This window comes from Prochlorococcus marinus XMU1412 (assembly GCF_017696315.1).
Classification (GTDB): domain Bacteria; phylum Cyanobacteriota; class Cyanobacteriia; order PCC-6307; family Cyanobiaceae; genus Prochlorococcus_A; species Prochlorococcus_A marinus_AF.
In genome coordinates this window covers 376,012-394,027 of the sequence record NZ_JAAORJ010000004.1, presented here as the reverse complement: position 1 = coordinate 394,027, position 18,016 = coordinate 376,012, and the positions used below count along the sequence as shown (strand labels likewise).

Genomic DNA, 18,016 nt, shown 5'->3' with positions numbered 1-18,016 from the left:
TTCATAATGGATTTTTTTCAGGTTTGCCAACTTTTCTTGGATAAATTTCAGGACAAGAATTCTTTGGTTGAATAAGAATAATATTTCGGGTGCCCTTATTTCTTGGTAATAGTATCGCTTTTTTATCTTTAACTTTCCCTTCTAATATTTCTAAAGTTTTATCTAGATTTTTGCTTTCTTGATTCGTCCATTTTCCACAATATAAAACTCCAAACCCTTCTTTTTTTAACATTGGTAGTATATATTCTGAAACTGTTGATGGGTTACTAACCGCTCTAGTTGTTGCAATATTAAAATTATTTCTCATTGACGATAGGTGGGCTAAATTCTCAACACGATCATTGATTACATGAATATTGTTTTTGAAATTGATCTGCTCAACCAAAATTTTTATTGCATCTGTTTTCTTTTTCAAAGAATCAATTAGGTATATCTCAGAATTAGGATGAGTTATTGCATAAGCTAAACCTGGGAAGCCACATCCTGATCCAATATCTAAAAATTTTTTATTATCAAAATTAATATTCGTGAAAGCTTTGAATGGCCAAATGCTGTCAAAAACTTGGGATACCCAATAATCATTACCATCAGTTAATCTTGTGAGATTGGTCTTATTATTTAATTCTTTAATTTTAATTTGTAACTCTTGAAATAAATTTATTTCTTCTTCAGTTATTAAGGAAAGAATTTCTTTTGGAATGTTTTGTTTTTTCATTTCGTTATAAATATGAATTTTAACCATCCATTAAATACATTCTATTTAGTAAAAATTTATTAGAATTACATTATTAATAAAAGATTATTTTGAAAGGGGAAACTTCCTATTACAAAATTTTAGGTGTAAATGAAAATGCATCCAATCATGAATTAAGAAAGGCATTTTGTAAACTTTCTATTGAGTTGCATCCCGATACAACTTCATTAGAAATAGACGTTGCTAAAAGTAAATTTCAAGAAGTTCTTGAAGCTTATGAACATTTAAATAATAGTAATTTAAGGAAGATATATGATGACAAACTAAAAGAAAACTCTAGGATTACAAAGAATACTAACGTTTTAAATAATTTAGTAATCGATTCTAATAATCAAAATTTAATAGGAAATAGAAGACCTTTTTCGAATGGAGAATTGTTTTCGTTGTTTCTTTTAATTATCATCATTTCTATAAGTTTAATTGGTTCAATTTTTATTGCTTCTTTTACTGGAAAAGAACTAGAGACAATACCGCTTTGGCTAATTAAATAATTTTTTAAAAAAGTCTGTGAATCCCTCAAAAAAACCTATCAATCAAAATTCACTGCAATCATTGGAATTGTGGCTCACTGATTTAGGTGCTGTGAAGGATATTAATAATCCATCTAAATGGTATCTGTTACTTTCAAATTGGAATGCAACTATTATTTTTGAACAAGAAGATTTAAGTGTTATGTGGGAAAGTGAAGGACAAGAAACTAAAAGACTATTTTCCTATTGCATTAATAGAGAAGATGTGGAAAATGCAATACTGCAAGGACCTTAAAATGCTATCTAAAGATTGTCTAAGATTTGCCTTATTATCCAGTAACTTTTCCCCAATTGATCATCTGTTATACAGAGAGGCGGTAAGAGGTAAATAACATTCCCGAGGGGCCTAATGAATAAACCTTGCTCCATTGCAAGACTCTTTATTTCTTTCCCAATATTATTGAAATAACCTTTTTTGTTCCCAATATCTAAATCGAAGGCAGCAATTGTGCCAGAAACCCTTACCTTCTTTATATAAGCTAAGCTTTTAAATTTAATTAGATGAGATAAATGTTTTTCTTCAAATGAAAGGTATTTTTGTGGTTCTTTTTCTAATAAATCAAGGCTAGCGTTTGCTGCAGCACAACCTAAAGGATTAGCAGTAAAACTATGTCCATGCCAAAAAGTTTTTCTTGGGGAATCATCAATAAAGGATTGAAAAATTTTTTCTTTACATAAAGTTATTCCCATCGGTAAAAATCCACCAGTTAAACCTTTTGAAATACTTATTAAATCAGGCATGATTTTTGCCTTTTGAAAAGCAAAAAGGGTTCCACATCTTCCAAACCCAGTCAATACTTCATCGGCAATTAACAAAGAATTATTATTTTTTATAATTTCTGAAACTTTTTTTATAAACTGAGGCCTAACCATATTCATCCCTCCTGCTCCTTGAACAAGTGGCTCAAGGATTACTGCAACTGTGGGAGTTTTAAGTAGAGTTTCTAATTTTTGGATCGCCTTATATTCTTTATTTTCTACTTCTTCATCGTTCATCCAAGTTGAGGGCCATGGGACTCTTCTAACTGGGAACATAAGATTATCGAAATTCTCATTAAAAATATTTCTTTCACCTAAAGCCATTGCGCCAAATGTATCACCATGATAGGCGCCATCAAAAGCTACTATTTGAGTTCTTGTCTCTCCTCTATTTTGCCATGATTGGAAGGCAATTTTTAAAGCGACTTCCACAGCAGTAGAACCGTTATCAGAAAAGAATAATCTTTCTAGTTTTGTTAATTCACTAAGTCTTTCTGCTAATTTTTTTGCCTGTGGATGTAAGAAATCAGCAAAAATAACTTGCTCAAGTTTTTTTGATTGATCAAAAATGGCATCCGCAATATATTCGTTACTATGACCATGAAGAGTTACCCACCAACTACTAATTGCATCTATTAGTTCTTTTTCAGGATCTTTAGTAAATAGGAGGGCATCTTTACCATGAGTTACTTCTATCTGCGGTTTGCTGTTATTGATTTGCGTAAAAGGTGGCCAAATATTTGGGTGCCAATCTTGATTTGGAGTTTTTGAATCCAAAGATTTCATTTAACTTATTTTTGTGTTTAATAGTGAGATCAACTTATTCTTGATGTCTAGTTCTTCCCATAGTATATCTAAATTATTTGAGTCCATTTTTTCGATGTAAGGAAATTCAGCAATTAAAGGAATACCACTAAAATCAACTAGAGTTTTTGGATTATCTAGGTGTTTTTCGCCATTAACTACTAAACCTATAATCTCAATATTTCTTCGTTTTAAGGCCTCAATACTAAGCAAGGTATGGTTAAGAGTGCCAAGTGAGCTCTTACATACAAGTATTACCGGAAGATTCCATTCTTTTATTTGATCTATTTGCAAAAAATTGCGTGTTATTGGAACCATTAATCCACCTGCAGTTTCTATAATTAGGGAGCCCTGCACTTTTGGCAATCTCAAGTTGTCAAAGTTAATAGCTTTTTGATCTATTTCAGCAGCCCAATGCGGAGATAGAGGTTTTGTAAAGACATAAGCTTCTTTGATTATTTTCTCTTTACTTACTTGTGCAAGTTTTTCAACAGTTTGACTATCAGTTTGCAATTCAATCCCACTTTGAATAGGTTTCCAATAAAAAGAATTTAATCCTTTAACGAAAAAAGAGCTTATTAATGTTTTCCCAATATCAGTATCTGTTCCACAAATTATAAATTTGAAAATATTTTTGTGACTATTCATAATTTCTTTATTATTTGAATCTCAATTTGCCATGAAAGGTTCACTGTATTATTGTAATTCTTTGGCCAAAACTTTTGAATTTTCTTTAACTCTTTCACTGTTTTTCGTTTACAGTTTGTTGATTGTGCTCCTACATTTTTAATGCTTCTAAAAAGTTTATACACATCTTCAAAATTTTCAAGAAAATTAAACTGCTTTGAATAATGTATTTCAGTTGATTTGAAATCTTTTAATAATTCTTTAGAGCAAAGGAAATTAAGACCACTATATTCAATATCAATTTTTTTACAAGTATCTTTCCATTCAGGAAAACAATCTTTTGTTGGATATGAAATGATTAAAAAACCTCCAGGTGTTAATTTGCTAAACCAATTTTTTATTATCTTTTCTGGGTTGTTTAACCAATGTATACAAAAGTTAGATGTTAATAGAGAACAGTTATTTATTTCAGAAGGCAAATCATTATTCAAATCCCATAAAATTTTTTTTCTAGATAATTTATTCTCAAGAAGCATTTTTTTGCTGAAATCAATTCTGGATACTTTTTGGGAAGATATTTTTTCTATTTCATCTGCTAATAGTCCTGGTCCTGATCCTAGATCTATCCATTCACCTTTTTTTTGGGGATTTAATTCTTTAATAAGATGAGCAATCTTTTTTGCAAAAACTTTCTGAATATTTGAATGCTCTAAATACTGATATGCAGCATCATTAAAATTATTTTGTATTTTCTCGTTCCACTTTTTACTATCCATTTCGATCGTTAAATGTATTACGTAAGATCTCGTATAAATTTAAATTATTCAAGCAATGACCTTGTTGAGCTAATTTAATTAAAATTGGCTTCCTTTCAAGTGTTTTATTTAAGGAATCTAAAAAGTTATTATTTGATTCGTTGTCAAGAATCAAATCATTTTCTGATTTTATAAAAATAACTTTGCAATCTTTTCTTAAAAATACTGGAAAATCTCTATTGATGTAAAGTTCTTTTAAATCACTTAAAAGAAGAGTTTTATTTAAACTCTCTAGACTTTTATAAAAGATATTTTTAAAACTATTATTCATATGATTTGGCATAAATGATCTATATATAAATTCTTTCAACATATCCTTAGGTTCATCTTTTATGATTTTTGTTTCCATTCTTTTTAGAGACCTCAAAATAAAGTTTCTCTTATTACTTAGAGGAAGAAAATTATTAAAAGAATTTATAAGAACAATATGAGTTGCTTCTTTTAAAATTTTTTTTGGCATTAAATGAAAACCAAATGAATGACATAAAGTCATTCTGATTTCTTTTTTAGATTCGCTTTTAATCCATTTTGCTTGATAATTATTTGTCGAAAAATAGCCCCTTTCATTATCTTGCCAATGCCAATTATTATTTAAAAAATCAACTTTATAATCATCCCAGAAATATTTATTTAGTCCCCACCCATGTTGAGTAATAATTTGTTTCATTTAAACTCTTTTAATACTGCAATGAAATTATTTAGCAAATTAAAATCTAAGTTTCTTCGTATTGTTATTCTGATTCTTGATTGCCCCACTGGAACAGTTGGAGGTCTTATCGCAATTGCTAAAAACCCATTTTCTTCGAGATATTTTTGTAGATAAATTGCTTTCTCTTCTTCGCCAACAATAACTGATAAAATGTGAGAATCTCCGTGAACTGGAAAACTAAAATTTTTAATAATTTCATCTTTCCATACATTAGCAGAAGATAACAAATCATTACCCCATTCTTTATTTTCTATAATTTTTTTTAAACCTTCTAGTGCCCCAGCAGCCAAAGATGGCGCAAGTGCGGTTGTATACCTAAATGCACCACTTGTTTGAATAAGATATTCTCCAATTTCTGAATTGGAAGCGATGAAAGCTCCACCGCTACCAAATGCTTTTCCAAAAGTTCCAGTAATCATATTTATATCTGAACGACAATTAAAACTTAAACCCCTGCCTTCAGGGCCCAAGATCCCAATTGCATGAGCTTCGTCAACTAATAATTGAACACTATTTTTTTTGCAAATTTCTGTTATTTCTTTGAGCGGAGCAATTGATCCCTCCATGCTATAAAGAGATTCAACAACAACTAAAATGGAATTTTTTGTGGGGTCAGATTTAATAATTTTGTCTTCTAAATCTTTTAAATTATTGTGTGAGAATCTAACTAGTTTTGCTTGAGCAGCTTTGACTCCAACCAATAAAGAGTTATGGATCAATTTATCTGCTATTACGATACTATTTCTTTTTGCTAAAGCCTGGATAGCGGCTATATTTGCTTGAAATCCGCTTGGGAAAAGTAATACTTTCTCTTGATCAAGCCACTTGGCAAGTTCTGTTTCTAATAATTTATGTATTGGTCTTGAACCTGTAATAAACCTAGAGCTTCCTGAACCGATGCCTTCTAACAAGCTTATTTCGTAAGCAGCTTTTATTAAATCTTTGTCCCTGCTTAATCCAAAATAATCATTACTGCATAAGTCTATAAGTTTTTTATTTTGCGAATTTAAACTTAGAAGTTCGAAGGATTTTTTACCTAAAGAAAATGTTTTTAATTTACGGATTCTATTTTTTGGAATTTTTACTTTTTTCATTTTGGCAAAATAAAATATAGTGGATTTAATTAAAAAGATTTAGATTTAGTATTAAAGTTTGCAAGGTATTTTTTGTTTATTAATATCTATATAGATCATATATTAAGAAGTTAACTCATCCTCTCTTCAATCACAATTATTGCTTAATTTAGAGGAATATTTCCCCTTTCCGCTAGATGATTTCCAATTAGAAGCAATACGAGCTATTAATAGCGGAAATTCTGTTGTGTTAACAGCACCAACAGGTTCGGGTAAAACATTGATAGGTGAATTTGCTATATATAGAGGCTTATCTCATGACAGTAGAGTTTTTTATACAACACCTTTAAAGGCCCTATCAAACCAAAAGTTTAGAGATTTTGCCAATCAATATGGTGAGAATAAAGTTGGTCTTTTAACTGGAGATATAAGCATAAATAGAGAAGCACCAATCTTAGTCATGACGACTGAGATTTTTAGGAACATGCTTTATGGCGAATTTGATGAATTTGATGATCCCTTAGAAAATTTAGAATCTGTAATTCTTGATGAATGTCATTATATGAATGACCCCCAAAGAGGCACAGTTTGGGAGGAAACTATAATCCATTGCCCTAGTAGAACTCAAATAATAGCTTTATCAGCAACAATAGCAAATGCAGATCAATTACAAAATTGGATAGAAAAAGTTCATGGGCCCACAGTACTAATTAATAGTGATAAGAGACCAGTACCACTTGATTTTATTTTTTGTAGTGTTAAAGGTCTTCATCCACTTTTAAATAATAAAGGTAATGGAATTCATCCAAACTGTAAGATTTGGAGAGCTCCTAAAGGGCAGAAAATAAGAGGGAAAGTGGGTAGGATAATGCAACCAAAGTCTCCCTCAATTGGCTTTGTGATCTCGAAACTAGCTGAACGAAATATGTTGCCAGCTATTTATTTTATTTTTAGTAGAAGAGGATGTGACAAGGCAATTGAGAATATAAAAGATTTAACTTTAGTAAGTTATTCAGAAGCAAGTATGATATCTCAAAAATTAGATGTTTATCTTAAAAATAATCAGGAAGCAATTAAAGATAAATCTCAATGCGAGGCATTAAAACGCGGTATTGCATCTCATCATGCTGGATTATTGCCTGCATGGAAAGAATTGGTTGAGGAATTATTTCAGCAAGGTTTAATAAAAGTTGTTTTTGCAACTGAAACTCTTGCTGCAGGAATAAATATGCCCGCAAGAACAACTGTTATTTCTTCTTTATCAAAAAGGACAGAAGATGGGCATAGATTATTATTTAGCAGTGAATTTTTGCAAATGTCAGGAAGAGCTGGAAGAAGAGGAAAAGATACCCAGGGATATGTTGTTACATTACAAACAAGATTCGAAGGTGCCAAAGAAGCAAGTGCACTGGCGATTAGCAAACCAAATTCTTTAGAAAGTCAATTCACTCCTAGCTATGGAATGGTACTTAATCTTTTACAAAGTTATACTTTAGAGAAGTCTAAAGAATTAATTAAAAGAAGTTTTGGTAGTTTTTTATATTTAGGTGAATCATCAGGTGAGAATATAATTCTTGAAAAATTAGATAAGGATTTAATTGAATTAAAAAAAATTACATCTAACGTTTCATGGAAAGATTTTGATGCATACGAAAAATTAAGAAATCGTCTTAAAGAAGAGAGAAGACTATTGAAAATTTTAGAAAAACAATCAGTAGAAAAATTATCAGAAGAGATAACTAATGCACTCCCATATATTGAAGATGGAAGCTTAATTTCAATCAAAGCTCCTCAAATGAAAAGAAAAATTGTTCCAGGATTAATTTGTAAGAAAATATATGAATCCCAAAAAATTAAGAGTTTATTGTGTTTGACAATTGATAATTTATTTATTCTTATAAAACCCTCATATATTGTAAGTATTTTTAATGATTTGGATGCAATTGATGTCTTAGGACTTGAAGTGCCAAAGATGTATTTTTCTGGAGAGGTATTTAGGGGAGATGATATGTCGCAGTGTTATGCGGATCGAATTTTTGAAGTTTCTAAAAAAAATGATTTACAAACTCCACAATATGATTTGACAACGGAAGTTTTGGCACAACAGCAACAAATTAATAATTTAGAAGAAACAGTTACTGATCATCCTGCACACAGATTTGGAGACTCCAAGAAATTAAAGAAATATAGAAAAAGAATTATTGATGTTGAACAAGAAATAAATATTAGAAAAAAACTTCTTGAGGATAAAGAAAATCATAACTGGAGAACTTTTACCGATTTGATACAAATTTTGAATCATTTTGGTTGTTTAAATGATTTGGAATTGACAGAAGTTGGTCAAACAGTGGGTGCAATAAGAAGTGAAAATGAATTATGGATTGGTCTTGTTTTAGTTAGTGGTTATTTAGACGATTTAGATCCTCCTGAGTTAGCTGCAATTATTCAAGCTATATGTGTTGATGTAAGAAGGCCTAATCTTTGGTGTAATTTCAAGCCTTCTTTAAAATTAATAGATGTTTTTAATGAATTAGATGGTTTAAGAAAATTAGTCTCTTTTCAACAAAATAAGTTTCATATTGAAATCCCTATCTATTTAGAAACAGAGTTGACTGGAATTATTTCTGAATGGGCTAGAGGAAAAAAATGGAAAGACTTGGTTTTTAATACTTCATTAGACGAAGGTGATGTAGTGAGGATTATTAGAAGATCAATTGATGTCCTTTCTCAAGTGCAATACTGTATTGGTGTTAGTAATAAATTAAAAAGCAAAGCAAAGCTAGCATTAAAAGCTATTAATCGTTTTCCTGTTTCTGAATCTAATGATCTTATAAAAGTCTCTGAAGATATTAATCCTGCAACAAAAAGAATTGACAACAATTCTTAAATTTTTTTAATCAAATCATTGAATTGATATTCATTGCTTCATCAAATTCATCTTCGTTTAAATAACCTAATTTAAGTGTTGCCTCTTTTAAATTTAATGATTCTTTGAAGGCAAGGTTTGCAATTTTAGCTGCTTTTTCATAACCAACTTTTGGCACTATGGCTGTAACCAACATTAGTGAATTTTCTAAATTTAACTTCATTTTCTTTTGATTAGGTTCCATCCCATCAACTAAATTTATTCTGAAGTTTTCTATTACATTTTTAAGTAATTTTAAACTTGTGAGAATATTAAATCCAATTAGAGGCTTATATTCATTCATCTGTAAAGTACCGCTAGAATTTGCCATTGAGACTGCATATTCAAGACCCATTATCTGAGTACAAACCATTGATAAGGCTTCACATTGAGTTGGATTCACTTTACCCGGCATGATAGAACTTCCAGGTTCATTTTGAGGAATAATTAATTCATATATTCCTGATCTTGGACCAGAAGATAGAATTTTTATATCATTTGAAATTTTAAATAATGCACCTGCTAATATTTTTATCTGACTCATTACTTGAGCTAGACGATCATGAGAGGCCATGATAGAAAAATTATTTTTTGATTTATAGAACATTAGATTAGTATCATCGGAAATTGATTTTATAGACTCTTCACAAAATCCTTTTGGACAATTAATACCTGTTCCAACTGCAGTTCCTCCTAAAGGTAAAAAATACAATTCATTCAGACTTATAGTAATTGCATTCTCAGCATCTTTAAGTTGCTCTGACCATCCTGATATTTCTTGCCCAAAAGTAAGGGGCACTGCATCTTGAAAATGGGTTCTTCCTATCTTTATGAGGTCTTTCCATTGTTCACTTTTTTTATCAAGAATCTTAGTAAGTTCTCGTATCGTTGGAACTAAATTTTTGATTATTTCATTAACAACTGATATTTGAATAGCAGCAGGAAAAGTATCATTAGTTGACTGAGATTTATTTACATCATCATTAGGATGAATTGGTTGATGACTACCAAGCTCTGAATTTGTTTTTAATGCTGCAATATTTGAAATTACCTCATTAACATTCATATTTGTCTGCGTGCCACTTCCTGTTTGCCAAACCTTTAATGGAAACTGTGAATCATGAAGTCCATCAAGTATTTCTGTACATGCCTCTACAATCAAATCTTTTTTTCTTTTATCTATTAACCCTAAATTGAAATTCGCGATTGAAGCAGCTTTTTTTATAAGGGTGAGTGAATAAATTAATTCAATTGGAATTAATTCTTCTCCAATAGAAAAATTTTTTATCGATCTTTGTGTTTGAGCGCCCCACAAAGCTTGAGTGGGAACCTCTATTGTTCCCATACTATCTTTTTCAATCCTAAAGTTTTTTGTCATTATTCCTCTGAAAACACTGGTTTAACTTAGATAAGGTTTTCAGTAATCCTAGATACCTAACTTCTCCCATATTACACTTAAATTATTGAGATGAATTGAAGGATTAAAACATTCTTCTAAGTCACTTTGATCAATAAAATCCATTATTTCATTATCTCTCTCTATATTTTGTTTGAAATTCCCATTTTCGGTATTCCACGCATGATGCGCATTTTTTTGTACTAAACTGTAAGCCTTTTCTCTAGACAACCCTTTCTCTACAAGCAAAAGTAAAACTTTCTGACTAAAGATTACACCACCATATATATTTAAATTTTTGAGCATATTTTTTGGATAAACTTCCAAATTGCTTACTATATCTTTCATTTCCCTGAGCATAAAATGCAAACAGATTGATACGTCAGGTAACATGATGCGTTCATTTGAACTATGGCTTATATCTCTTTCGTGCCAAAGTGGAACATTTTCCAGTGCTGTTAAGACGTAACTCCTCAAAATTCTTGCTAGACCGCTTACTCTTTCACTTCGAATAGGATTTCTTTTATGAGGCATGGCAGAACTTCCTTTTTGCCCTTTTGTAAAGCCCTCCTCAACTTCTAAAACATCAGTTCTTTGTAAATTTCTTATTTCAGTTGCGAATCTATCTAGAGACGCGCCAACTAGTGCAATAGTTTGAACATATTCTGCATGCCTGTCTCTCGATATGACCTGCGTACTCGCTGTATCTGGCTTTAAGCCAAGTAATTTACAAGTTATTTGTTCTACTTTGGGATTTGTATTAGCGTAAGTTCCCATTGCACCACTTATTTGTCCAATAGCTACAGATTCTTTTAGTGTTAACAATCTTTTTTTGTTCCTTATTATTTCTGCTAACCATCCAGCAAGTTTAAAACCGAAGGAAATTGGCTCCCCATGAATTGCATGAGATCTGCCAATCATTAAGGTATTTTTATGCTTCCTTGCTAATAATCTGACTTCATTTTCTAGCTTCTCAATTTCTTCTAATAACAATTCGCAAGAATCTTTTAACTGAAGAGATAAGCCAGTATCAAGTACATCACTACTGGTCATACCAACATGTATGTATCTTCCAGAATCTCCTACAAATTCATTAACGCTTGTAAGAAATGCTATGACATCATGTTTAACTTCTTTCTCAATTTCTGTAATTCTAGATTCATCAAACTTTGCATTTGAACGTATCTCTTTCATGGCATTCTCAGGAATTTTTCCCAGGGAAAAGTTTGCTTCACATGCAGCTATTTCAACCTTAAGCCAACTCTGGAATTTTGCGCTATCAGTCCAGATTTTCCCCATTTCGGGTAATGTGTAACGCTCGATCACAATTTTTATTAATTATCAATTTAAACTTTATAACCAAAATCGAATTATTGCTCTATACCTTAAAGATGTACTTGCCATTGAAGATATTTGCCTGGCTATTATTTTCTTATGTAACATTTTTCTGGCTAATTAAGTAAATTTAAATATAAAAATGTTTGCATTTATTTCTTTATTCTTTTCGTTAATAATGGGTAATTTTTTAGTTCTTATTTAAAATTGGAAGGTATTAAAGAATTTGGATCTTAATCTTAAAGAAGTTCATTATTCAGTCTTTTTTTATTGATTAATAGATGATTAAAAAAAGTAGATTAGACCTTTATCTTCTTAAAACTGGTTTATGTGAAACGCGTCAAAAAGCCCAAGGTTTAATTCTTGCGGGCAAGGTTAGAGATATCAATGGAAAAGTATGGGATAAACCTGGACAACAAGTATTAATTGGATCTGAATTTTTTATTGATTCCGAAGCTATGTTTGTATCAAGGGGCGGCGAAAAATTATTGGAGGCCTTTAATAAACTTGAAATTAAAGTAAAAGATAAAATATGTATTGACGCAGGAATCTCTACTGGGGGATTTACTGATTGCTTATTGCAACAAGGAGCAAAGTTAGTATATGGGATAGATGTTGGTTATGGACAGACTGCATGGAAGATTAGAAATAACCCAAAAGTCATACTTTTTGAACGAACTAATATTCGAAATTTAAAACCTAATGATCTTTTATCTAGAAGTAATGAATTACCAAATTTTGTTGTTGCTGATTTGTCTTTTATTTCATTAAAGTTAGTTTTTAAATCTATTAGTAATTTATTAGAAGGTGATTGTATTGAGGGAATATTTTTAATTAAACCCCAATTTGAGGTAGGTAAAGATAAAGTCAGTAAAGGAGGTGTTGTTCGCAATCCTAAATTCCATACTGAGGCTATAGAGTCTGTTATCTATGCTGCTAAGAATTTCAAATGGAATATAAAGAATTTGATAGCTTCTCCGCTGGTAGGTCCTGCTGGGAATCATGAATATCTAGCTTGGATGACCTTAGGAAGTCAATCAAATAAAAGTATTAATAGTGAATATATACAAAATTTAGTAAAAGAAACTCTTTGAATTAAAGAGCCTCTTCATCTTTGTCGCCAGTTCTAATTCTCACAACAGAATCAATAGATGTGATGAATATTTTTCCGTCACCGATCTCTCCAGTTTTTGCTGCTTCAGCAATCGCATCTATGACTGAATTAACCTTTTCATTTTCTACGACAACTTCTACTTTGAGTTTTTGAAGGAATTCAACAGTAAATTCGGAACCTCTATATCTTTCAACTTGTCCTTTTTGCCTTCCAAAACCTCTGACTTCACTAACTGTCATTCCAACAATACCAGAGTTTACTAATGCAATTTTTACATCCTCCAATTTGAATGGACGTATGATTGCTTCAATTTTCTTCATGATTAAAGTTTGAATATTCCTATTTTAATTGTTTTTTGGGAAAACATCAAAGATTGAAATATCAGAAAAACATTTAATATCAAGGCCTGCATTGGTGGCGTCTTCGATTAATAATTGAGAGTTTTCTTCAGAAATTACTACTGTACTATTTGATAATGCTTCCCACTGATCATTGTCAAAGTGTGTTTGAAGCCATAACATTCCAATTGCACTTTTCGGTTGCAGGGATTTATTTAAATTGTTATCGATAGTTATCAAACAAATGTCCATTAATTTTTCCTTGAACTAAACACATATAACCCTTTTAACCGACAATATGAATGTTATGTATGATACAAAAATAAGATTTAACAGCTTTTGGCTTATTCAATTGTAATAGTTAATCTTGTTGAGATTTTTGCAGATTTTGATCTTTATATATAGTTTTAGTAAATAAGTTCTACTAAAAATGAGTACAGCTAAATTAGATGATTCGACACAAAGACCACTTTATGGTGAAAGAATGATTGAAGAATCAAAAATAATTTGTTTCGAGAATCCAAATAAGAAAAGAATTTATGAAATTTCTATCCAGTTACCTGAATTTACATGTAAGTGCCCTTTTTCTGGTTATCCAGATTTTGCAAAGCTAAATATTATTTATCAACCAAATTTTAGAGTATATGAATTGAAGTCTTTAAAGCTTTATATTAATAATTTTAGAGATATAAAGATTTCACATGAGGAAGTTGTTAATAGAATTATGGATGATTTAGTGAATGAGGGCTCGCCTCACTGGATACATTTAAATGCTGCATTTAACCCTAGAGGTAATGTTTCTATGCAGTTAAATATTTTTAGCGGACAGAAAAAAAATTAAAATTTTTTTATTTCTTCTGATAATTTAAAAAATTCTTTTTTAAAACCAACTAGATTTTTATTGCTAAGACCTCCAATGAATAGCTTTTGTGATTCATTATTTACAAGAATCCATAATTGGTTAGTTGGTATAAGACTTATTATTGTTCCAAAAATTATTAAAATAAAAGAAAAGTAAATAAAAGGTATAGACGGATCATTTTTAATTATTAATCCACTGCTGGGGATTATTTTTTTCAGAGATACTTTTGAAGAGTTAATTTCTAAAGGATTGTCACTGATAAATAGATTATTCCCGGAAAAATTTTCTGTATTGGAAATTTTAAGTGGGCCATTTTCATTATCTATCGTTAAAAGGAAATTTTTTTTTGTATCTGATCCTAATTCAACTAAAACTCCCCAAACTTGATTGCCAATTTCCGGAATCTCCCTTAATTGTAATTGGTAAAGGATATTATCTATTTCTAAAACAACATTTGATATTGCCCAATCAGCTTGATAAATAGTTAATCCTTTAAACCTTATTGGGTGATTAACTTTGGCGGTTTTCATTGCATTTAAATTTAGATCTTCAGAAGAAAAATTTAACTTTGAAATAAACTGTTTGGGTATACCATCACTTTCTCGTTCTATAGAAAAATCGACTAATTTCACATTGGCTTTTGAGTTTGTGCCTTCATTAACAAGATCCAAACTTTCTCCAGGAAGTAAATATTGTTCTTTTGATTGACTTGTAAAACTTCCATATGCCGAACCTATAAGTAAAACTATTAATCCGATATGTACAACTAAAGGACCGATTTTTCCAATTAAACCCCTTCTTGCAGAAATATGACTTTTAAATTTGTATGTTTTCCATCCTCTTTTTTTAAGTAGTAAATCAACTATTGATATAAGGTCTCCATCTTGATTGATTGGGTAACTTGACGTTAATTGCAGTTTGCTAAATTTTTTTTCGCTCTTGTATTCAACCCATTTTAATGAAGCTTTTAATGAAGGGATTTGCCTTCTGAAACTACAAGCTGCTAGGGAGATGCAAAGAAGAATTAATGTAAATAAAAACCAAAAACTTGTATATATATGATCCAATTGAAGTTGTAAGACTTTTTCTCCATCTAAAAATCCAAAAATGGGAGCGCTATCGAAATTATCAATATAGAATTTATGATTACTACCTTGAGGTATAAAAGTACCTATGCCACTGGAAATAGCTATGAAAATTATCAGTGATATTGCGAATCTTAAACTTGATATTTTTAAAATTAGATTCTTAAAAATAATCATTTAAATCCAATTTGAAAATAAATTTAATAATCCTAGTGCTACTAAAAATATTCCACTTAAGGTGGGAATTATTTGACTAAATTTTCTTAGTTCTAAAAATTTTTTTAAGTTTTCTGCTGTGGCTCCAGCAACAATTAATGGAGTGACTTGGCCTATTCCAAAGAAAAATAAAAAAATAATTGAGATTATCGGGTTTTTAGCTTGAGATACCCAAGCTAGAAGAGTTGCTAAAACTGGAGTGATGCAAGGTGAAGAGGCTAATCCAAAAGTAGTTCCTATTGTAAAAGGTGCTATTAAGGATGGTATCTTGTCCTCTATTATTTTTAGATCAGGTCCATTGGGAAACTGAAACTTTAGGATTCCTAATAAATTTAAACCCATTATTATTGCTATTAGAGCAACAAGTGAAGTGTAATATGATGGGATTTGCCCATATATTTTACCTAAGAATCCACTCGCAGCCCCCAGTGCAACAAGCGAAAAAACTACTCCTCCTGAAAAACTAATAAGTTTGAATTTATTTTTCTCTGTTCCTCCTATATAAGCAATAGTCACTGGAAGTAATGATAATGAACATGGCCCAAGACTTGTTAAAAGTCCTGCGCTGAAAACCAAAAATATAGTAAATGGACCAGGACTATTAAGACCATTCTGCATGAGCAGATTACCCTTTTGAGATAATTCTGAAATAACTAAATTAAATGATTCGATAACTTGAATTAAATCCCTTAAATTCTAACTAATTAAGAGTCTTTCGTGTATTAATCATACCAATCAATCCTGTTGACTCTAATGAACATCTCAGTAACATCCCTGCAATAAAAAAAGACGCTATTAATGAATTGCCACCATAACTAATGAAAGGTAGTGGTAAGCCTGTAGTAGGCATTGAACCTGTTGCTACAGCAATATGCATTATTGATTGACCTGTCAACAATACACCACATCCTATAGCAACTAATTTTGTATAGTTGTTCCTGCACTTAAGACTAATTCTTAGGCTTATGTAAGAGAATATTGCTAAAAATCCTAAGAATAAAGTACACCCCAATAAACCAAATTCTTCCGCAAAAATGGCAAAAATAAAATCTGTATACATGAAAGGTAGATACTGTAATTTTTGGATAGAAAGTCCAAAACCTTGGCCAAATAGACCACCTGAACCTATAGCTAACAAACTCTGAACCAATTGAAATCCATTTTCTTGTTGATCTTTCCAAGGATCTATAAATGAAGTCACTCTAAGTTTTTGATATTCGTTATTAAGGATGCTGATACATCCAGTAATGAATCCTATTGAAGCAAATGAGCAAAGAGAGCTAAGTTTTACTCCTCCACATAAACCCATTACCCAAAGAAGAATTCCAGTTAATGATGCAGTACTTAAATTAGGCTGTTTTAGTATTAATAAAATTAATAAACCAAATGATATTATTGAAATTAATTTTTTATCATTATTTACTATATTCCAATGTGCGAAAAGATTAGAAGCTTCTAGAATTAGAAAAGGTTTAATTAATTCAGATGGCTGCAGACGTAAATTGCCAAGGACAAGCCATCTTGAAGATCCGTTAACTGTAATTCCAGTAAAATTGGTAAGGAAAATCAAAAATAATAAAACATAAAAAATAATTCTTGAAAACTTTAAAAGATTTCTAATGTTTGTATTAAGTACGAAATAAAATAGACCAATTCCTGGAATTGTCCAAAAGATTTGTTTTTTAAGGAAATAAGCCCAATGTCCCATTTCCCTACTAGCTACCCACCAACTTGATGATCCTAGTATGCATATTCCTAATATTGACCAAATTCCAATGAGGACAATGAGGATTTTTGCCTCATAAGGCCATATAGTCCAAGGTAATGGAAAAATAGACTCTCTTAATAAATTGCCTAAATTTTTTTTGTAATTATAACTAAAGGTTTTTTTTCTTTTAGAAATTCTTTTGTATTTTATTTTTTCTTGACTTATCTCCAATTTTTTAGAAGTATATGTACTATTGAGACGTTTAATTGAGATTTTGCCAAGTCTTTTATTAACGTTTTAAAGTGTTAAAGCAATTAAAAAGATGACTTTGAATAAATTTTATTTTTGAAGAAAAAAGTAAAAAGTGGTCCATAGATTAATCATAAATCTTAAGAATTAATTTTTTATAGAAAAAAACTAGCTAAAAGGTACCTCTCCGTGATAGATTCCGTGAGTTTATATACTTACTTCAAACCATTCAGAGGGGGGTTTCTAAACTATGTTCACATCAGTGGACTCAAATAGAAAAAAACTTGAGCATCCTTCTAATGAGAATGTTCAATTTCCTCAATCCCTGAATAATTCCATCATCAAAGAAAGTAAATCTGGCATTGCCAATCAAATAAATCTTTTGCTTTCTCAAAATGATGAATACACAAAATTGCAATTAACAATTTTTGGAATTACTTTTATTTTTTCTATTTTATTAGCATCAATAACTGGAATTTTTCTAGGTTTTACTTATGGTTTTAGTATTTTTATAGGTGCAATTGCCGGCATTTTTTACCTACGTTTGCTTGCCAAAAGTATAGGGAAACTTGGTAAAGAGTCATCAGGTGTATCAAAATTGCAACTATTAGTTCCAGTTTGCCTCTTTATTTTTGCGAGCAAGCTAGGATCTTTGGATATTTTTCCTGCGATGATAGGTTTTTTTATTTATAAGCCTTCACTCATTCTTTATTTTTCACGTTCTTAAGTAAATTTTT

The 18,016-nt window shown here is 30.5% G+C and carries 19 protein-coding genes; 6 read left to right on the top strand and 13 right to left on the bottom strand.

Annotation, left to right across the window (positions count from 1 at the left end; translation table 11 throughout):
• Position 1: 1 nt before the first annotated feature.
• On the bottom strand, positions 2–715 hold the full coding sequence (gene rsmG, locus HA152_RS08680; RefSeq protein ID WP_209135548.1) for a 16S rRNA (guanine(527)-N(7))-methyltransferase RsmG: 714 nt from the start codon (positions 713–715) through the stop codon (positions 2–4).
• A gap of 89 nt (positions 716–804) precedes the next feature.
• On the opposite strand from rsmG, the gene HA152_RS08675 reads away from it, so the two are divergent.
• Together HA152_RS08675 and HA152_RS08670 are read left to right on the top strand one after the other, a co-directional pair.
• Positions 805–1,245 carry a J domain-containing protein gene (locus tag HA152_RS08675; protein ID WP_209135546.1) on the top strand — a complete coding sequence of 147 codons (441 nt, stop codon included), beginning with the start codon at positions 805–807 and terminating at the stop codon, positions 1,243–1,245.
• A gap of 16 nt (positions 1,246–1,261) precedes the next feature.
• Positions 1,262–1,519 (top strand): DUF3143 domain-containing protein, encoded by a 258-nt coding sequence (locus tag HA152_RS08670; RefSeq protein ID WP_025889355.1) that lies wholly within the window; start codon positions 1,262–1,264, stop codon positions 1,517–1,519.
• Between the two features lie 8 nt (positions 1,520–1,527).
• On the opposite strand, the gene bioA is transcribed toward HA152_RS08670, so the two are convergent.
• From bioA to HA152_RS08645, 5 genes are read right to left on the bottom strand one after another with little or no spacing between them, the layout of a single operon-like run.
• A complete protein-coding gene (gene bioA, locus HA152_RS08665; RefSeq protein WP_209135544.1) occupies positions 1,528–2,829 on the bottom strand; it encodes an adenosylmethionine--8-amino-7-oxononanoate transaminase in 1,302 nt (433 codons plus the stop codon).
• Entirely contained in the window at positions 2,830–3,495 is a 666-nt protein-coding gene (gene bioD / locus HA152_RS08660) for a dethiobiotin synthase (RefSeq protein WP_209135542.1), read from the bottom strand.
• Positions 3,492–4,250, bottom strand: a complete 759-nt coding sequence (locus HA152_RS08655) for a methyltransferase domain-containing protein (protein WP_209135540.1) — start codon at positions 4,248–4,250, stop codon at positions 3,492–3,494. Before HA152_RS08655 ends, bioD begins: the two co-directional genes overlap by 4 nt.
• Positions 4,243–4,956, bottom strand: a complete 714-nt coding sequence (locus tag HA152_RS08650) for a hypothetical protein (protein WP_209135538.1) — start codon at positions 4,954–4,956, stop codon at positions 4,243–4,245. The genes HA152_RS08655 and HA152_RS08650 overlap by 8 nt, the downstream gene beginning before the upstream one ends.
• A complete protein-coding gene (locus HA152_RS08645; protein WP_209135536.1) occupies positions 4,953–6,092 on the bottom strand; it encodes an aminotransferase class I/II-fold pyridoxal phosphate-dependent enzyme in 1,140 nt (379 codons plus the stop codon). The genes HA152_RS08650 and HA152_RS08645 overlap by 4 nt, the downstream gene beginning before the upstream one ends.
• A gap of 139 nt (positions 6,093–6,231) precedes the next feature.
• Between HA152_RS08645 and HA152_RS08640 the strand changes: the two genes are divergently transcribed.
• On the top strand, positions 6,232–8,958 hold the full coding sequence (locus HA152_RS08640; protein WP_209135534.1) for a DEAD/DEAH box helicase: 2,727 nt from the start codon (positions 6,232–6,234) through the stop codon (positions 8,956–8,958).
• 10 nt (positions 8,959–8,968) lie between these two features.
• On the opposite strand, the gene HA152_RS08635 is transcribed toward HA152_RS08640, so the two are convergent.
• Both HA152_RS08635 and purB read right to left on the bottom strand, forming a co-directional pair.
• Positions 8,969–10,354 carry a class II fumarate hydratase gene (locus HA152_RS08635; RefSeq protein WP_209135532.1) on the bottom strand — a complete coding sequence of 462 codons (1,386 nt, stop codon included), beginning with the start codon at positions 10,352–10,354 and terminating at the stop codon, positions 8,969–8,971.
• Between the two features lie 48 nt (positions 10,355–10,402).
• Positions 10,403–11,698, bottom strand: a complete 1,296-nt coding sequence (purB, locus tag HA152_RS08630) for an adenylosuccinate lyase (protein WP_209135530.1) — start codon at positions 11,696–11,698, stop codon at positions 10,403–10,405.
• Between the two features lie 290 nt (positions 11,699–11,988).
• Between purB and HA152_RS08625 the strand changes: the two genes are divergently transcribed.
• Positions 11,989–12,801, top strand: coding sequence for a TlyA family RNA methyltransferase (locus tag HA152_RS08625; RefSeq protein WP_209135528.1), 813 nt, complete (start codon positions 11,989–11,991; stop codon positions 12,799–12,801).
• A 1-nt stretch (position 12,802) separates the two neighbouring features.
• On the opposite strand, the gene HA152_RS08620 is transcribed toward HA152_RS08625, so the two are convergent.
• The gene (locus HA152_RS08620) at positions 12,803–13,141 is read right to left on the bottom strand and encodes a P-II family nitrogen regulator (RefSeq protein WP_025894986.1); all 339 of its coding nucleotides are present in this window, start codon (positions 13,139–13,141) and stop codon (positions 12,803–12,805) included.
• 24 nt (positions 13,142–13,165) lie between these two features.
• Positions 13,166–13,411: a hypothetical protein gene (locus HA152_RS08615; RefSeq protein WP_209135526.1), complete on the bottom strand. Its 246-nt coding sequence runs from the start codon at positions 13,409–13,411 to the stop codon at positions 13,166–13,168.
• A gap of 178 nt (positions 13,412–13,589) precedes the next feature.
• Between HA152_RS08615 and queF the strand changes: the two genes are divergently transcribed.
• Positions 13,590–14,000 carry a preQ(1) synthase gene (queF, locus tag HA152_RS08610; RefSeq protein WP_209135524.1) on the top strand — a complete coding sequence of 137 codons (411 nt, stop codon included), beginning with the start codon at positions 13,590–13,592 and terminating at the stop codon, positions 13,998–14,000.
• Here queF and HA152_RS08605 read toward each other — a convergent pair.
• From HA152_RS08605 to HA152_RS08595, 3 genes are all read right to left on the bottom strand, one after another.
• Positions 13,997–15,283, bottom strand: coding sequence for a cytochrome c biogenesis protein ResB (locus tag HA152_RS08605; RefSeq protein WP_209135522.1), 1,287 nt, complete (start codon positions 15,281–15,283; stop codon positions 13,997–13,999). The two genes, queF and HA152_RS08605, sit on opposite strands and share 4 nt — an antisense overlap.
• A complete protein-coding gene (locus tag HA152_RS08600; protein WP_209135519.1) occupies positions 15,284–15,940 on the bottom strand; it encodes a cytochrome c biogenesis protein CcdA in 657 nt (218 codons plus the stop codon).
• Positions 15,941–16,022: 82 nt separating this feature from the next.
• Positions 16,023–17,261, bottom strand: a complete 1,239-nt coding sequence (locus HA152_RS08595) for an FtsW/RodA/SpoVE family cell cycle protein (RefSeq protein WP_209135517.1) — start codon at positions 17,259–17,261, stop codon at positions 16,023–16,025.
• A gap of 268 nt (positions 17,262–17,529) precedes the next feature.
• On the opposite strand from HA152_RS08595, the gene HA152_RS08590 reads away from it, so the two are divergent.
• Complete coding sequence (locus HA152_RS08590) at positions 17,530–18,006, top strand: hypothetical protein (RefSeq protein WP_209135515.1); 477 nt, start codon at positions 17,530–17,532, stop codon at positions 18,004–18,006.
• Positions 18,007–18,016: the final 10 nt, after the last annotated feature.

What these genes read in the sequence shown, in the direction of transcription:
- rsmG (WP_209135548.1), bottom strand. Translation starts at nt 715, where the DNA reads ATGAAAAAACAAAACATTCCAAAAGAAATTCTTTCCTTAATAACTGAA.
- bioA (WP_209135544.1), bottom strand. Translation starts at nt 2,829, where the DNA reads ATGAAATCTTTGGATTCAAAAACTCCAAATCAAGATTGGCACCCAAAT.
- bioD (WP_209135542.1), bottom strand. Translation starts at nt 3,495, where the DNA reads ATGAATAGTCACAAAAATATTTTCAAATTTATAATTTGTGGAACAGAT.
- HA152_RS08655 (WP_209135540.1), bottom strand. Translation starts at nt 4,250, where the DNA reads ATGGATAGTAAAAAGTGGAACGAGAAAATACAAAATAATTTTAATGAT.
- HA152_RS08650 (WP_209135538.1), bottom strand. Translation starts at nt 4,956, where the DNA reads ATGAAACAAATTATTACTCAACATGGGTGGGGACTAAATAAATATTTC.
- HA152_RS08645 (WP_209135536.1), bottom strand. Translation starts at nt 6,092, where the DNA reads ATGAAAAAAGTAAAAATTCCAAAAAATAGAATCCGTAAATTAAAAACA.
- HA152_RS08635 (WP_209135532.1), bottom strand. Translation starts at nt 10,354, where the DNA reads ATGACAAAAAACTTTAGGATTGAAAAAGATAGTATGGGAACAATAGAG.
- HA152_RS08625 (WP_209135528.1), top strand. Translation starts at nt 11,989, where the DNA reads ATGATTAAAAAAAGTAGATTAGACCTTTATCTTCTTAAAACTGGTTTA.
- HA152_RS08620 (WP_025894986.1), bottom strand. Translation starts at nt 13,141, where the DNA reads ATGAAGAAAATTGAAGCAATCATACGTCCATTCAAATTGGAGGATGTA.
- HA152_RS08615 (WP_209135526.1), bottom strand. Translation starts at nt 13,411, where the DNA reads ATGGACATTTGTTTGATAACTATCGATAACAATTTAAATAAATCCCTG.
- queF (WP_209135524.1), top strand. Translation starts at nt 13,590, where the DNA reads ATGAGTACAGCTAAATTAGATGATTCGACACAAAGACCACTTTATGGT.
- HA152_RS08605 (WP_209135522.1), bottom strand. Translation starts at nt 15,283, where the DNA reads ATGATTATTTTTAAGAATCTAATTTTAAAAATATCAAGTTTAAGATTC.
- HA152_RS08600 (WP_209135519.1), bottom strand. Translation starts at nt 15,940, where the DNA reads ATGCAGAATGGTCTTAATAGTCCTGGTCCATTTACTATATTTTTGGTT.
- HA152_RS08590 (WP_209135515.1), top strand. Translation starts at nt 17,530, where the DNA reads ATGTTCACATCAGTGGACTCAAATAGAAAAAAACTTGAGCATCCTTCT.